This is a genomic window from Sphingomonas sp. STIS6.2, assembly GCF_000732685.2.
In the GTDB taxonomy this organism is placed as follows: domain Bacteria; phylum Pseudomonadota; class Alphaproteobacteria; order Sphingomonadales; family Sphingomonadaceae; genus Sphingomonas; species Sphingomonas aerolata.
In genome coordinates this window covers 118,250-131,797 of record NZ_JPDP02000022.1, presented here as the reverse complement: position 1 = coordinate 131,797, position 13,548 = coordinate 118,250, and the positions used below count along the sequence as shown (strand labels likewise).

Sequence of the window (13,548 nt, the reverse complement as noted above, 5' to 3'; positions counted from 1 at the left end):
CCATCAGAACGCCGCGGACAGCCCGGCGAACGCGGTCACGCTGTCGCGGTCGTCGCGCAGCGCATAGCCCGCGACGCCCGCGCGCAGCGACAATGCGCCCGCAACCTGTCCGTCGACCCCCATCGCATAACTCATGTAATTGCGATCGGCGCGTTCGACGCTGCTGGTGAAGCGGATCGGCGCGCCGGTCGGGGTCATCGTCAGGGTGCGGGGATCGTCGTCGAACTCGCGCTCATAGCCTGCCCGCACGAACACGCGGACCGGCTCGCCCGGCAGCGACCGCACGACCGCGCCGAACCGGCCGGTCAGGCTCTCGATCTGCTGGCGACCGAACGCCGCCGCGGTCGACAGCCCGCCCGCCTCGGCATAGCCCGCCAGCCGGACGCGGTCATATTGCACCGCCAGATCGGGCCCGAAGGCAAGGCCGCCGGTGCGGACCAGGTCGAGCGCGCCCGTGATCCGGCCCGCGACGTAATTGCCGTCGGTCTCGCCGTCATGCGTGCGGATCGTCGGCCCGAGCTGCACGCTGCGCCGGATCTGGCGATAGTCGATCTCGCCATAGGTCCCGTCCGCCAGCAGCCGGACCGGCCCCAGCTCGCCGCGCGCATAGCCGCTCGCGGACCAGGCGCGCGGCTTGTAGCGTCCCGCGCCGTTCTGGAAATCGCCCGTGCCGTCCGAATAGGCGCCGGCGATCCCGACGCCCGAGGCTTCGCCGATCGCGAGGTCCGCGCCGAGCGTCCCGCTGAAGCCCCGCTCGTTGATGCCGACGCGCTGCGCCGAATTGCCGCTGGCGTAATAATGATAGGCCGCTCCGCCGAACACCGACAGCGCGCGACCGTCGCGCTGCGAGCCGCCGCGTTCGGGCCCCTCGAGCAGGTCGCGTTGCGCGCGGAACATCGCCTGCGCCGCATAGCCGAGCCCGGCGATCTGCTCGGGCGCCTGGACGAGGCTGGCGATCGCCTGCCCCTGGATCCGCTGCGTGATGCCCGCGGGGTGGACGCTGTCGGCGAGGATATAGGTCTCGTTCGCATTCGGCGTGACGAGCGTCGCGCGGGTGCAGGCGAGCGACGAGGGCACGGTGCAGGCGACCCCGGTGATGTTGGTGTAGCCATAGGTCGCCGGGCTCGTCACGAGTTCGTTGAACAACCGGTCGGTATCGAAATACAGCGCGTTGACGTTCGCCGCCGCGAGCGCCGCGGCATAGGTCCGGTTGAACAAGGCGAGCCCCGCCGCACCGCCGGTCTGCACCGCGAGCGTCACGATCCGCTGCGCGCCTACGCCCTGCAGCCGGCTGACCTGCGTGGCGAGCTGCGTCGCGGCGGTGGTCAGGATCTCCGGGTCCGCGCCGCCCCCGGCCAGGAACGCGAAATAGTCGTTGCCGCCGCCCTGCACATAGACGAGGTCGCGCGGCCCGAACGTGCCGCCCGCGCCGAGGAAGTTGGTGATCTGAGTCGTGATCGGGATCGACAGCGCGTTCGCTGCGGTCACGCGCGCGCCGCCGACCGCATAATTGGTCCCGCCCTGGCCATAGACCGGGGTCAGCGGCAGCCCGAGCCGCGCCGCGACCACTTCGGGTGCCACCGGATCGGGATTTGTCGTGAAGCTGCCCGCGTCGCGCGGCAACCGCGGGTCGAGCGTCAGATAATAGCCCCCATCGGCCAGGCTGTCGCCGAACACGACCATGCGGTTGACCGGCGCGGCGGCGGCGGTCGCGCCACTCGCGGTCTGGGCTCGCGCGGGGGATGCGATCGCCAGGGTCGTGCCCAGCATCGCTGCAACGGCGGACGTCGTTTTCATAGATCCTCTCCTGTGCGGCAAGGGGTCGTTGCCCCCTGCTCTGGCACCGTCGTGGATCTGTCACATTGTGACGTCAAGCCGTCTCGCGCGGGGCCTCAGCCGTCGAGCTGCGCGCGCGTCGTCGCGCCGACGCGCATCCCGGTGACGCTGTCGACCAGCGTCTCCATCTGCGCCTCGACGAACCCCGCGGCGAGGAAGGCGCGGATCTCGGTCATCGGCAGCGCGAAGCCGCGCCGCCACGCATAGACCGCCATCCGCCGCAGCGCCTCGAGCCGCGGATCGGCAAGCTGCGACCGGCTGCCCAACCCGAACAGCCCGCCCATCGCACGCGACACCGCGCCGGGGCTGGCGAGACTGCGCAGCGTGTCGCGCCTGGCGAGCGCGATGACGCTCCATTCGAGCGCGGAAAACCCCGCCGTCTCGTCGGCGGCGTGACCTGCGAGATCGACCACCAGATCGGCGCCCAGATCCGCGGCGAGGTTCGCGGCCGGATTTACTGGCGCGGCGGCTGCGACCCGCGCGGCTTTGCGCGTGCCACAGGGTGCGGCGAAATGCGTGTCGAGGTCGAGATAGGCCATGAATATCCCCTTTCGGATCGGGCAGCACCGGACCTGCGTCGATGGAGGGTCCATCGGCACGGCATGGGGCAGCGCGGGTGCGGTCGTGGTGACGGTGTCGTTCCGACGTCGGAGCAACCTTCGATACCGAGCGGTATACAAACCGATCGACCCGAACGTCAATCGCCTTCTGTACCGGGCGGTAGTTTTTTATACGTTGGGGTTGCCCGCCGCACCGCAGAGAGAAATCTACTGAGCGACATCAATTTCCCCGGTGGCTGACGACGAACCGTCGCTGTGTTGCGACGAACCGCCCGGCGCCCGCCGGCTCCCCGCCAGACTGACGCGTTGGGACAGCATCTTTGGACAGGAGAACGGACATGTCGCAGTCCCCTACCGACCATACCGACGACGCGCCCCCGACGACCTGGAAGAAGGGCGATCCGATCGCCGCCGAGGGCCTGCCGACCACCACCGGGGACAGCATCGTCGGCCGCACGGTGACGATCAATCGCCCGGCGGCCGAGCTGTTCGCCTATTTCCGCGACTTCACCAACCTGCCGCGCTTCATGGAAAACGTCGTGTCGATCACCCCGATCGACGCCACGCGGTCGCACTGGGTGGTCAAGGCGCCCGCGGGCCGCACGGTCGAATGGGACGCGGTCGTGACCGACGAGACGCCCGACCGGGTGATCGCCTGGACGTCCGAACCCGGCGCCGATGTCGCGAACAGCGGCCGGGTCGAGTTCCGCGACGCCGGCGCGCGCGGCACCGTCGTCACCGCGACGATCGTCTATGATCCGCCCGCCGGCATCATCGGCAAGATCGTCGCCAAGATGTTCCAGCGCGAACCCGCGATCCAGGCGCGCCGCGACCTGCGCCGGTTCAAGCAACTGATGGAGACGGGCGAGATCGCGACCGGCTCCTTCACCCGCAAACAGCATGACGAGGAGTTCGCCTGATGCGCGCATTGGCATGGCATGGCCGCCACGACGTCCGCGTCGACACGGTCGACGACCCCGAGATCCTCAACCCGCGCGACTGCATCATCAAGGTGACGTCGACCGCGATCTGCGGCTCCGACCTGCATCTCTATGACGGCTATATCCCGACGATGCAGGCGGGCGACATTCTCGGCCACGAATTCATGGGCGAGGTCGTCGAGACTGGTCCCAAGTCGACGCTGAAGAAGGGCCAGCGCGTCGTCGTGCCGTTCACGATCGCGTGCGGCAGCTGTTATCACTGCGGCAAGCATCAATATTCGGCCTGCGACAACGGCCTGCCCGCGGACAATCAGGACATCGCGCAGGAGCTGTACGGCCAGCCGATGAGCGGGCTGTTCGGCTATAGCCACATGACCGGCGGCTATGCGGGCGGCCAGGCGGAATATGTCCGCGTGCCGTTCAGCGATGTCGGCCCGATCGTCATCCCCGACGGGATCGAGGACGACAAGGTGCTGTTCCTCTCCGACATCCTGCCGACCGGCTGGCAGGCGGCGGAGAATGCGCAGATCGAGCCCGGCGACACCGTCGCGGTCTGGGGCTGCGGCCCGGTCGGGCTGTTCGCGGTCCAGTCGGCGTTCCTGATGGGCGCCGAGCGCGTCATCGCGATCGATCATTTCCCCAAGCGGCTCGCCCTCGCCAAGCGGTTCGGCGCGGAGACGATCAATTTCGAGGAAAGCGCGGTCTATGAGGCGCTGATGGCGATGACCGGCGGGATCGGGCCCGATGCGGTGATCGACAGCGTCGGGCTGGAGGCGCACGGCTTCTTCGTCGACAACGTCATCGACCAGATCAAGAAGTCAACCTTCCTCGGCACCGATCGCGCGCATGCGATCCGCCAGGCGATCATCGCCTGCCGCAAGGGCGGCCGCGTCTCGATGCCCGCAGTCTATGGCGGGCTCGTCGACAAATTCCCGCTCGGCGCGTTCATGGAGAAGGGGCTGACGCTCAAGACCGGCCAGACGCATGTCCAGCATTACATGCCCGCGCTACTCAACGCGATCCTCGAGGAGAAGATCGACACGACCTTCCTCATCTCGCACCGGATGGATCTCGAGGAGGCGCCGCAGGGCTACAAGATGTTCCACGACGATCAGAACGAAGTGACCAAGGTCGTGCTCAAGCCCGGCTTCAACTGAGAGGATATCGACCCATGGCTACAGCATCACCACACGGCAAATTCGCCGTCATCACCGGCGCCTCGACGGGCATCGGCTTCGAACTCGCGACGATTGCGGCGCAGGACGGCTATGATATCCTCGTCGTCGCGGACGAGGCGCTGATCGAGGCGGCAGCGGCCGACTTCCGCCAGTTTGGGACCACGGTAACGGCGCTCGAGGCCGACCTGTCGACCACCGACGGCGTCGACGCGCTGCTCGCCGCGACCAACGGGCGCCAGATCGACATATTGTGCGCGAATGCCGGTCGCGGTCTGGGACATGGTTTCCTCGACCAGAGCGTGGCCGACTGGCGCGCGGTGATCGACACCAACATCACGGGCACGCTGTATCTGGTACAGAAGGTGCTGCCCGCGATGGTCGCGCGCAACGACGGCAAGCTGCTCGTGACCGGCTCGGTCGCGGGCTATATCCCCGGCGCGTTCCAGGCGGTGTATAACGGGTCGAAGGCGTTCATCGACAGCTTCACCGAAGCGCTCCGCAACGAGATCAAGGATGCGGACGGCGTCACGCTGACGACGCTGATGCCGGGGCCGGTCGACACCGAATTCTTCGACCGCGCCGACATGAACGACACCGATGTCGGCACCGATCCCAACAAGCGCTCGCCTGCCGACGTCGCGCGCGATGGCTGGGACGCACTGATGGCGGGCAAGGGCTCGGTGTTCTCGGGCTGGATGACCAAGCTCCAGGGCGTGATCGCCAATGTCGTCCCCGGCTCGGTCCTCGCCGAGCAGCATCGCAAGATGGCAGAGCCCGGCAGCGCGAAGGACTGATCGCTGCCTGACAGAACGCGGCGGGCTTCGGTCCGCCGCGTCGTTTGCCACGATAAAGATCGGCATGGTAGGTCGGCGACATAGTCAGGAGCCCTGCCATCGTGCCCGATCAGCCGCCATCGTCCGACACCGTCCCCCCGCCGCTTCCCCTCGACGAGCAGCTCTGCTTTTCGCTCTACGCCGCGACGATCGCGATCAACCGCGCGTACAAGCCGATGCTCGACCAGCTCGGCATCACCTATCCGCAGTTCCTCGTGCTCCAGACGCTGCATGAGGCGGAGGATGGCCGGGCGATCGGCGCGATCGCGGAACGGCTCGCGCTCGAACCCAGCACGATCACGCCGCTCGCCAAGCGGCTGGAGGCAGCGGGGCTGGTCACGCGGCTGCGCAACCCGGCAGACGAGCGGCAGATGCATGTCCGCCTCACCCCGGCGGGCCGGACCTGCTGGGCGGGTACGGGGTGCCTCGGGCCGATGATCGTCGATCGCAGCGGGATGACGCCCGACCGGCTGCGCGCGCTCAACACCGAGGTCACCGCGCTGCGCCGCGCGCTCGGCGATCCGGATAGCGCAGGACGCTAACTGGCGCCGCCGCCGGACCCGGCGACGTGCAATGACGCCGGTGCTTTCCCATATAGGTCAGGCACCTGACACGATCGGGGCATGAACGGAGACGAAGCATGGCAGGCGGCTGGACGCGCGATGGCGCGGTGCAGGATCAGATCGACGATACCGTGATGGATGCGGTGATGGCCGCGCGCGCACGGATGCCGGTCGGCGAAAGCGAAGAGCACTGCATCGCCTGCGGCGACGACATTCCGGAAGGCCGGCGCCAGGCCGTGCCGGGTGTACGGACGTGCATCGCCTGCCAGAGCGGTCGCGATCGGCCCGCGGCCTCGCTGTTCAACCGCCGCGGCAGCAAGGACAGTCAGCTTCGCTGATGCGGAGGGTGACGGGGGATCGCGTGCCGCTCAGGTCGGCGCTAGGGGTGACGCCATGCTGACGACGACCGCGCTGCAACCGCTGGCCCACGACCTCGACGAGACTGCGCCCGATTTCGTCGTGATCGACGTCGAGACCGCCTGCGCGCGCGTCAGCAGCATCTGTCAGGTCGGGATCGTCGGCTTCCGGAACGGTGCCGAGGTCTTCGCCTATGAGACGCTGGTCGATCCGCGCGACGAGTTCCACGCGTTCAACACGCGGATCCACGGCATCGCCGCGCATCATGTCGTCGGCCAGCCGAGCTTTGCCGACATCCATGCGACGGTGACCGCGCATCTGTCGGGGCGGACCACGGTCGCGCATTCCTATTTCGACAAGGGGGCGCTCGCCGCCGCCTGCCGCGTGCATGATCGCCCGGCGATCGAGACGACCTGGCTCGACAGCGTGCGCGTCGCCAAGCGCGCCTGGCCCGATCTGGCGAACCACAAGCTCGGGCAGCTCGCGCGCTATCTCGGGATCGAGCATCGCCACCATGACGCGCTGAGCGATGCGCGCGCCGCGGGCTGGGTGATCGTCAAGGCGATCGACCATACCGGCCTGACGCTCGCCGACTGGCTCGCCCCGCCGCGCGTCGCCGGCCCCGCCCCCGCCGCGGCGCTCGACGGGCCGTTGCGCGGCGAACGGATCGCGCTGCTCGGCCAGCCGCGCGACGGGCCGCTCGCACACCGGGTCGCCGCGCTCGGCGCGCGGGTGATGACCTCGGTCGGCGCGACCACGACGATCCTGCTAGTCGCCGGCCCCGACCCGCAGGCGCGTGCGCTGCGCACGCATCCCGCCCGGCTGAAGGCGGAGGCCTATCGTCGCGACGGTAGCGCGATCCGCATCCTGGGCGAGGCCGACCTGGACGCGCTGCTTCACCGGGTCTGACGTCGGGACGTGCCGGGGATCGAGTAAAGCTTCCGACATCGCATGCGGCTGTTTGCCCGGCTCGGCCGTTGGGGGCGCGAACATCAGGAGTTTGACGATGAAGGCCATGACGCTGCGATCGCCCGCGGGGCTCGACACGCTGCAGAGCGAAGACCGTGCGGATCCGGGCGTGCCGGGCGCGGGAATGATCCGTGTCGCGCTGCACGGCAGTTCGCTCAACTACCATGATCTGGGCGTCGTCACCGGCCGGATGCCGACCGAGGACGGGCGCATCCCGCTGTCCGACGGCGCAGGCGTGGTCGAGAGCATCGGCGACGGCGTGACCGAATTCGCGGTCGGCGATCAGGTCGTGTCGTGCTTCTTCCCCGACTGGCAGACCGGCACGCCGACGATCGGCGATTTCTCGCGGACGCCCGGCGACGGCATCGACGGCTTCGCGCAGGCGCATGTAGTCCTGCCCGCGACCGCGTTCACGCACACGCCCAAGGGCTATGACGCGGTCGAGGCGGCGACGATCACCACCGCCGGACTGACCGCGTGGCGCGCGCTCGTCGTCGACGGCAAGTTGAAGGCGGGCGACACCGTGCTGCTGCTCGGCACCGGCGGCGTCTCGATCTGGGCGTTGCAGATCGCCAAGGCGATGGGCGCGCGGGTCGCGATCACCTCGTCATCGGATGAGAAGCTCGACCGTGCGCGCGCGCTCGGTGCCGATTTCACGCTCAACTACCGCGACGAGGCCGATTGGGGACGCAAGGTCGTCGACTGGACCGGCGGGCGCGGCGTCGATCATGTCGTCGAGGTCGGCGGCCCGGGCACGCTGGCGCAGTCGATCACTGCGGTCCGTGTCGGCGGGCACATCTCGCTGATCGGCGTGCTGACGGGTAACAGCGGCGAGGTCCCGACCGCCGCGCTGATGGGCAAGCAGGCGCGGCTCCAAGGCCTGATCGTCGGCAGTCGTCAGGAACAGCAGGAGTTCGTCCGCGCGATCGACGCGACCGGGATCAAGCCGGTGGTCGACCGCCGCTTCCCGCTCGACCAGCTTGCCGAGGCGTTCGCGCTGCAGCAGAGCGGCGCGCATTTCGGCAAGATCGGCATCGAATGGTAAGCGCAGCGACCGGGTAATTACCCCCGGCGCGGCGGGATCGCTGCCGCGCCGGTCAGCCGCGGCGGGCGGTAGTCGAGCGCGGCATGACCTGCGCTCGGATACCGGACCTTGGACGGCCGACCCTCCCCGCGCATCCGCCGATCCGCCTCGTCCCAGCCGGGCAGATCGGCGGTCTCGGTGGTCCAGTGGGCGATGCTCGCCTCGTCACACCAGTGCATCAGCTTCGGCATCGCCTTCAGATGCGACCCGTCGGTAATATAGCGCTTCATGTCCGCGGCATCGCGCCAGACCGTCATCGTCCAGAAGGTCAGTGCACGGTCGCGCAGGATGGCCCCGGTAAGATACCCGTCGGCACGCCGCACCTGCGCGGTGGTCCTGAGCGCATCGAGCGCGAACAGCGGCACGAACCGCAGCGCGCGCAACCGAAGCCGGGTGATGCTGACAAAGGCCATGCGCGACACCTACGCCTGCCCGCATCGCCCAGCAACTGCGCGATCGGGCCTGCGCGGCGGAGCGATGCGCGTGCTGGTTCGTTCGACCCGCATATCCCCCCCTAAACTCCACGCAGGACACGAGATTATGAGCGATCCCCGCAGCAGCGCCCCCACGTCCTTTCCGAACGAACCGCAGCAGCCGAGCCCCGGTCTCGAGGTCGAGATGCGCAACAAGCCCGATCACGGCGAGGACAGCTATGTCGGCAAGGGGCTGCTGAAAGACCGCGTCGCGCTGATCACCGGCGGCGATTCGGGCATCGGTCGCGCGGTCGCGATCGCCTATGCGCGCGAAGGCGCCGACGTCGCGATCTCCTATCTCGCCGAGGAACAGGCCGATGCCGACGAGACCAAGGCCTGGGTTGAGAAGGCCGGCCGCCGCTGCATCCAGCTGCCCGGCGACATTCGCGACCGCGATCACTGCGCGGCGCTGGTCGAGCGGACCGTCGCGGATCTCGGCAAGCTCGACATCCTCGTCAACAACGCCGCCGCGCAGACGACCAACGAAGGGCTCGACGGGATCGACGACGACGAGATGCAGGATGCGTTCTCTGCCAATGTCTTCGCGATGATCCGCCTCGCCAAGGCCGCGGTGCCGCACATGAAGCCGGGCGCCGCGATCGTGAATTCGACCAGCGTGCAGGCGAAGATCGCGACAGAGAACATGATCGTCTATTCGACCACCAAGGGTGCGATCGCGAGCCTGACGATCGGGCTGTCCAACCTGCTCGCGCCCAAGGGCATCCGCGTCAACTGCGTCGCGCCCGGCCCCGTCTGGACGCCGATCCAGCCGATCGCCAAGGGCGGCGACGAGCTCGAGACGCTCGGCCAGAACACCCCGCTCGGCCGCGCGGGTCAGCCGGGCGAGCTCGCCCCGGCCTATGTCCTGCTCGCTTCCGACGAGGGCAGCTACATGTCGGGCGCGCTGCTGCCGGTGACGGGCGGCATGCCGATGCTGTGAGCGTCCGCCCCGCGCTGCACTTTGTCGGGTTTCGCGGCGACGAATACAGCGCCGCGCTGCGCATCTTCGGCCCGCCGGATTTCATCCATATCGGATGGGACCGGTGGGCCCGGCAGGAGGTGATGCCGGGCGACATCGCCGTCTTCGCGCGCGGCACCGCCGACGACGAACCCTCAGTCTACAGCGTCCCCGATCTTCGCGAGCGCTGACGCTGCTCCCCCGATTTCTCCAGAACAAAGATCCTTTCATGTCAGACCCCAGCGTCACGACCGACTATTCCGCGCGCGATTCGCGGATCGCGATCAACACCTTCACGACGGTGCTGCGCCGTCCGCAGGTCCCGCATGAGGTCTTCGCGACCTATTGGCGCGACGTTCACGGACCGCTCTGCTCGCGCATTCCCGGGCTCGGCTGGTACGTCCAGATGCATCTCGATCGCGCGCAGGACGCGCATCTCTGGCCGGCGATCGACGGGATCGCGCCGTTCGACGACTATGTGCTCGATGGCGGGGTCGAGATCGGCTTTGCCAGCGCCGCGGAGCAGGAGATTTTCAACGCCGCCTGCCCGATCCTGTTCGCCGACGAACAGAACATGTTCGCCGCGACCGTCGCCTATGCACTGCCGCAGGGGTCACGGACGCTGGTCGACCGGATCGCCAACCCGGTGCCCAATGGCGGGGAGAGCATTGATCGGCTCCACGTTCATTTCGGGATCGGCGACACCGATGCCGCCGGGTTTGCGGACTTCATGACGCAGTTCGCCGAGACGCTCGCCGCCGACCCGGCGGTGCTGAAGCTGCGGCTGCATCTGCCCGAGCGCTACGACAATGCGGACCCCGCGCCGCCCGCGCCCGACGTCGTGCACAGCGTGCCGCCCGAGCGTGAACAGGTCGCGATCCTCGAATTCGCCTTCGAGACGCCGATGACCCGCCGCCGCTTCTTCGCCTCGGACCGCTTCACGGCCACGATCGACGGACAGAAGGCACATATCGGCCATGTCGCGGCGTTCGCGGTCAGCGGCGTCTACACCTATGTCCGAGACGGCGAGCTGACCGTCGCGGGCCTCCGCGGCAGCCGTCCCGCACAGCTGATCGAGCGGCTGGGCGCCGCCAACCAGGTGCAGGACGACGTCCGCACGCTGCTGCTGACCGGGGCGCTCTGACCCCGCTCAACTAGTGCGCGAGGAAGACGGGGATCGGGCTGCTGGTCAGCATGGTCCGCGTCACCCCGCCGAACAGCGCCTCGGTAAAGCGCAGATGCCCGAACCCGCCCATCACGACATAGCCGTACTGCCCGCTCGCGGCGGCGGCGAGCAGCTGTTTGGGCGCGCCGCCGGGCTGGACCTCGATCCGGCGGATGACGGGGTGGATGTCGTAGCGCGACAGATAGGTGGCGGCGTCCTCGATCGGCGACGCCATCGCCCCGTCGTCGACCGAGAACAGCGTGACCTGGTCGGCGAGCCTGAGCATCGGCACCGCCGCGCGCAGCGCCGCCGCGGCGCAGGGCGACCCGTCCCACGCGACCAGTGCGGTCGCAAGGTCGATCCCCCGGGACTCGCCCGGCACCGCGAGCACCGGCTTGCCCGACTTGACGATCAGCTCGCTCGCGGTGCGGCGCATGTCGATCACCGACGGGTTTTCGAGCCGGCGGTTGAGGACGATGACGTCGGCGAGTGCCGCGGCACGGACGATGCACGCCGCCGCCTCCCCGGTCGCATCGACCCAGTTCCACGCGACATCCTCGCGCGCGAACCGAGCCTCGAGCGTCACCTTGTTGGCGCGCTCGCGCGTCGTTTCGTCGGCCAGCACCGCCGCCATCGCATAGCCCGCCTCGCTATAGTCGTTGCCCAGGATCGGCGGGATATAGGTCACGTCGAGACAGGTGATATGCCCCGTCAGCGCCCGCCCGAGATCGAGCGCGGCCTGGAGCCGGGCCTCCTGGCCCTCGTCGTCATGCGCCAGCACCAGAATGTTTTTCATCGGACGCCTTTCGGGTTGGATACAGCCCCGGTGCTAGGCCGTCCGGCGGGCGCGCGTTATTGCGGTTTATACGGATCCGCCGCGGGGCGCGGGGTCGCTGGCCGATCGGTGAATTCGCGCTCGACGATCGTGATGCGCGCGACCATCGCGACGAAGAACGCGGTCGACCAGCCGAGCAGGATCACGCCATTGGCGCCCTCGATCGCGCCGACGATCCGCCACGATTCCCCGAGCAGCACGTCGCCATACCCGATCGTCGTGTAGGTCGAGGTCGAGAAATACAGCGCGGTGCCGAAATCGGCGAGCGCGCCGGTCCCGCTGTACAACAGCGCATAGGCCCAGATCTCGATCCCGTGGACCACGAACAGCGCGGTCGCGGCGCCGACGATCCCGATCACGTCATGCCAGCGCCGCCGCACCCCGGTCCTGCGCCCCTGCCGCCGGATCACCAGCAACAGCCCTGCAAGCCCGGCAAGATGGACCAGGATGGTGGCCAGCACCATGCCCGTCGCCACCGCGAGCTGGACGAAGAGGTTCATCGGGCGAGCGTAGGGCGGCCGCCTGCGGTTTCCCATGCGGGTATCTACCTAGACCGGCCCGGCGCAGGCGGGATGACCACTGTACGCCGATGGCCGCGCGGCGTAGAACCGGGCGACCGGGGAGACAGCAGATGACGGCACGACGCGATGGCGCACGGCGTTACAATTTGGGCGCGATCGCGTTCCACTGGATCATCGCAGCGCTGGTCTTCATCCAGCTCTATGTCGGCTGGACCTTTGCCGACATGCCGCGCGGCGACCTGCGCACCGGCTGGTTCGAGTGGCACAAGACGCTCGGCTTCACGATCCTGCTGCTCAGCATCGCCCGGTTGATCTGGCGGATAGCCAATCCGCCGCCGCCCTTCCCCGCTGCACTCCAGACCTGGGAACGCGTGCTCGCCCGCGCCAACCACGCGCTGTTCTACGTCATCCTGATCGGCCTGCCCGCGACCGGGTGGATGTATCTGTCGACGGGCAAGCCCGCGCTGACCAGCAGCACCACCTCGCTGATCGGCGGCTTGAGCTGGCCGTTCATCCCCGGCCTGCCGCGCGGCGCGCATGAGGGGTTCGAAGAGGCGCACGGCCTGCTCGTCTGGCTGACCTGCGCGCTGCTCGTCCTGCATGTCGGCGCCGCGCTGAAGCATCAGTTCGTCGACCGTATCGGCAACCGGATGCTGCCGTCGGGCGCGCGGGGCGACGGCTGACCGCCGCCCCGCCGCCTCAGCGACGCGGCATCCGCGCCGCGGTCGCCTCGATCTCGACGAGGTAATTGGGGCCTGCGAGCGCTGCGACCTGTACCGTCGACCGCGCGACCGTATTGGGGTTGTCCGCGCTCCCGAAGAACTGCTTGAAGCCGTCGTTCATGCCGGCAAAGTCCATCTTCCCATCGCCGCGCTTCGGGTCGGCGGTGACGAACACCGTCAGCTTGTAGACATCGGCCATCGTATAGCCATGCTCGGCCAGGATCGCCTTGATCTTCGTGAAGACGCTGACCGTCTGCGTCCTGGTGTCGCCGAACGACTCGACGCCGGTGACCGGTTTCGACGGATCGATCGGCGCGGCGAGCTGCCCCGACAGCACCAGCGTTTCCGCACCGGCGGGGATCGTCACGCTCTGCAGGATCAGCGACGGCCCCGGCCCCGGATTGGCGTGGCGGACGATCTGCGCGGAGGCCGAAGTCGCAAGCATCGTCGCCGCGGCGATGCTCACCCCCAGACCGGCACGGGTCAGTCTGCGCGAGACGCGGTTCACGATCGGTCGCACTGGCATGGTCGTCTCTCCCAAATATTCGGTGAT

The 13,548-nt window shown here is 68.5% G+C and carries 17 protein-coding genes; 11 read left to right on the top strand and 6 right to left on the bottom strand.

Annotated elements, in window-relative coordinates:
• Positions 1 to 3 precede the first annotated feature (3 nt).
• Both sphst_RS03535 and sphst_RS03530 read right to left on the bottom strand, forming a co-directional pair.
• A complete protein-coding gene (locus tag sphst_RS03535) occupies positions 4 to 1,797 on the bottom strand; it encodes an autotransporter domain-containing protein (RefSeq protein WP_107045154.1) in 1,794 nt (597 codons plus the stop codon).
• A 95-nt stretch (positions 1,798 to 1,892) separates the two neighbouring features.
• Positions 1,893 to 2,375 (bottom strand): hypothetical protein, encoded by a 483-nt coding sequence (locus tag sphst_RS03530; RefSeq protein WP_234387283.1) that lies wholly within the window; start codon positions 2,373 to 2,375, stop codon positions 1,893 to 1,895.
• A gap of 359 nt (positions 2,376 to 2,734) precedes the next feature.
• Here sphst_RS03530 and sphst_RS03525 point away from each other — a divergent pair, with 359 nt between their 5' ends.
• The 7 genes from sphst_RS03525 (at position 2,735) to sphst_RS03495 (ending at position 8,282) form a co-directional block, all read left to right on the top strand.
• Positions 2,735 to 3,316: an SRPBCC family protein gene (locus sphst_RS03525; RefSeq protein WP_107045153.1), complete on the top strand. Its 582-nt coding sequence runs from the start codon at positions 2,735 to 2,737 to the stop codon at positions 3,314 to 3,316.
• On the top strand, positions 3,316 to 4,494 hold the full coding sequence (locus sphst_RS03520; protein ID WP_037530290.1) for a zinc-dependent alcohol dehydrogenase: 1,179 nt from the start codon (positions 3,316 to 3,318) through the stop codon (positions 4,492 to 4,494). Before sphst_RS03525 ends, sphst_RS03520 begins: the two co-directional genes overlap by 1 nt.
• Positions 4,495 to 4,508: 14 nt before the next feature.
• Positions 4,509 to 5,309, top strand: coding sequence for an SDR family NAD(P)-dependent oxidoreductase (locus sphst_RS03515; protein ID WP_031395992.1), 801 nt, complete (start codon positions 4,509 to 4,511; stop codon positions 5,307 to 5,309).
• A 101-nt stretch (positions 5,310 to 5,410) separates the two neighbouring features.
• Positions 5,411 to 5,890 carry a MarR family winged helix-turn-helix transcriptional regulator gene (locus sphst_RS03510; protein WP_234387282.1) on the top strand — a complete coding sequence of 160 codons (480 nt, stop codon included), beginning with the start codon at positions 5,411 to 5,413 and terminating at the stop codon, positions 5,888 to 5,890.
• Between the two features lie 98 nt (positions 5,891 to 5,988).
• Positions 5,989 to 6,249, top strand: a complete 261-nt coding sequence (locus tag sphst_RS03505; RefSeq protein ID WP_031395993.1) for a DksA/TraR family C4-type zinc finger protein — start codon at positions 5,989 to 5,991, stop codon at positions 6,247 to 6,249.
• A 55-nt stretch (positions 6,250 to 6,304) separates the two neighbouring features.
• Entirely contained in the window at positions 6,305 to 7,177 is an 873-nt protein-coding gene (locus sphst_RS03500) for an exonuclease domain-containing protein (protein ID WP_107045152.1), read from the top strand.
• A 97-nt stretch (positions 7,178 to 7,274) separates the two neighbouring features.
• Positions 7,275 to 8,282: a zinc-dependent alcohol dehydrogenase family protein gene (locus tag sphst_RS03495; RefSeq protein WP_107045151.1), complete on the top strand. Its 1,008-nt coding sequence runs from the start codon at positions 7,275 to 7,277 to the stop codon at positions 8,280 to 8,282.
• Positions 8,283 to 8,299: 17 nt separating this feature from the next.
• Here the strand turns inward: sphst_RS03495 and sphst_RS03490 are convergent, their stop codons facing one another.
• Entirely contained in the window at positions 8,300 to 8,734 is a 435-nt protein-coding gene (locus sphst_RS03490) for a DUF3291 domain-containing protein (protein WP_107045150.1), read from the bottom strand.
• 127 nt (positions 8,735 to 8,861) lie between these two features.
• Between sphst_RS03490 and sphst_RS03485 the strand changes: the two genes are divergently transcribed.
• Genes sphst_RS03485 through sphst_RS03475 form a run of 3 tightly spaced genes read left to right on the top strand, consistent with a single transcriptional unit; the run spans position 8,862 to position 10,896 of the window.
• The gene (locus tag sphst_RS03485; protein ID WP_031394731.1) at positions 8,862 to 9,734 is read left to right on the top strand and encodes an SDR family oxidoreductase; all 873 of its coding nucleotides are present in this window, start codon (positions 8,862 to 8,864) and stop codon (positions 9,732 to 9,734) included.
• Positions 9,731 to 9,943 (top strand): hypothetical protein, encoded by a 213-nt coding sequence (locus tag sphst_RS03480; protein ID WP_031394730.1) that lies wholly within the window; start codon positions 9,731 to 9,733, stop codon positions 9,941 to 9,943. Before sphst_RS03485 ends, sphst_RS03480 begins: the two co-directional genes overlap by 4 nt.
• Positions 9,944 to 9,981: 38 nt before the next feature.
• Positions 9,982 to 10,896: a hypothetical protein gene (locus tag sphst_RS03475; protein WP_031394729.1), complete on the top strand. Its 915-nt coding sequence runs from the start codon at positions 9,982 to 9,984 to the stop codon at positions 10,894 to 10,896.
• 10 nt (positions 10,897 to 10,906) lie between these two features.
• On the opposite strand, the gene sphst_RS03470 is transcribed toward sphst_RS03475, so the two are convergent.
• Complete coding sequence (locus sphst_RS03470; RefSeq protein ID WP_056680557.1) at positions 10,907 to 11,713, bottom strand: universal stress protein; 807 nt, start codon at positions 11,711 to 11,713, stop codon at positions 10,907 to 10,909.
• Between the two features lie 56 nt (positions 11,714 to 11,769).
• The gene (locus tag sphst_RS03465) at positions 11,770 to 12,252 is read right to left on the bottom strand and encodes a potassium channel family protein (RefSeq protein WP_051916434.1); all 483 of its coding nucleotides are present in this window, start codon (positions 12,250 to 12,252) and stop codon (positions 11,770 to 11,772) included.
• A gap of 131 nt (positions 12,253 to 12,383) precedes the next feature.
• On the opposite strand from sphst_RS03465, the gene sphst_RS03460 reads away from it, so the two are divergent.
• A complete protein-coding gene (locus sphst_RS03460; protein WP_031394664.1) occupies positions 12,384 to 12,956 on the top strand; it encodes a cytochrome b in 573 nt (190 codons plus the stop codon).
• A 16-nt stretch (positions 12,957 to 12,972) separates the two neighbouring features.
• On the opposite strand, the gene sphst_RS03455 is transcribed toward sphst_RS03460, so the two are convergent.
• Positions 12,973 to 13,521, bottom strand: coding sequence for a RidA family protein (locus sphst_RS03455; RefSeq protein WP_031394665.1), 549 nt, complete (start codon positions 13,519 to 13,521; stop codon positions 12,973 to 12,975).
• Positions 13,522 to 13,548 lie beyond the last annotated feature (27 nt).

Coding starts and splice junctions, on each gene's coding strand:
- sphst_RS03535 (WP_107045154.1), bottom strand. CDS start 1,797: ATGAAAACGACGTCCGCCGTTGCAGCGATGCTGGGCACGACCCTGGCG.
- sphst_RS03530 (WP_234387283.1), bottom strand. CDS start 2,375: ATGGCCTATCTCGACCTCGACACGCATTTCGCCGCACCCTGTGGCACG.
- sphst_RS03525 (WP_107045153.1), top strand. CDS start 2,735: ATGTCGCAGTCCCCTACCGACCATACCGACGACGCGCCCCCGACGACC.
- sphst_RS03520 (WP_037530290.1), top strand. CDS start 3,316: ATGCGCGCATTGGCATGGCATGGCCGCCACGACGTCCGCGTCGACACG.
- sphst_RS03515 (WP_031395992.1), top strand. CDS start 4,509: ATGGCTACAGCATCACCACACGGCAAATTCGCCGTCATCACCGGCGCC.
- sphst_RS03505 (WP_031395993.1), top strand. CDS start 5,989: ATGGCAGGCGGCTGGACGCGCGATGGCGCGGTGCAGGATCAGATCGAC.
- sphst_RS03500 (WP_107045152.1), top strand. CDS start 6,305: ATGCTGACGACGACCGCGCTGCAACCGCTGGCCCACGACCTCGACGAG.
- sphst_RS03495 (WP_107045151.1), top strand. CDS start 7,275: ATGAAGGCCATGACGCTGCGATCGCCCGCGGGGCTCGACACGCTGCAG.
- sphst_RS03490 (WP_107045150.1), bottom strand. CDS start 8,734: ATGGCCTTTGTCAGCATCACCCGGCTTCGGTTGCGCGCGCTGCGGTTC.
- sphst_RS03485 (WP_031394731.1), top strand. CDS start 8,862: ATGAGCGATCCCCGCAGCAGCGCCCCCACGTCCTTTCCGAACGAACCG.
- sphst_RS03475 (WP_031394729.1), top strand. CDS start 9,982: ATGTCAGACCCCAGCGTCACGACCGACTATTCCGCGCGCGATTCGCGG.
- sphst_RS03470 (WP_056680557.1), bottom strand. CDS start 11,713: ATGAAAAACATTCTGGTGCTGGCGCATGACGACGAGGGCCAGGAGGCC.
- sphst_RS03465 (WP_051916434.1), bottom strand. CDS start 12,252: ATGAACCTCTTCGTCCAGCTCGCGGTGGCGACGGGCATGGTGCTGGCC.
- sphst_RS03460 (WP_031394664.1), top strand. CDS start 12,384: ATGACGGCACGACGCGATGGCGCACGGCGTTACAATTTGGGCGCGATC.
- sphst_RS03455 (WP_031394665.1), bottom strand. CDS start 13,521: ATGCCAGTGCGACCGATCGTGAACCGCGTCTCGCGCAGACTGACCCGT.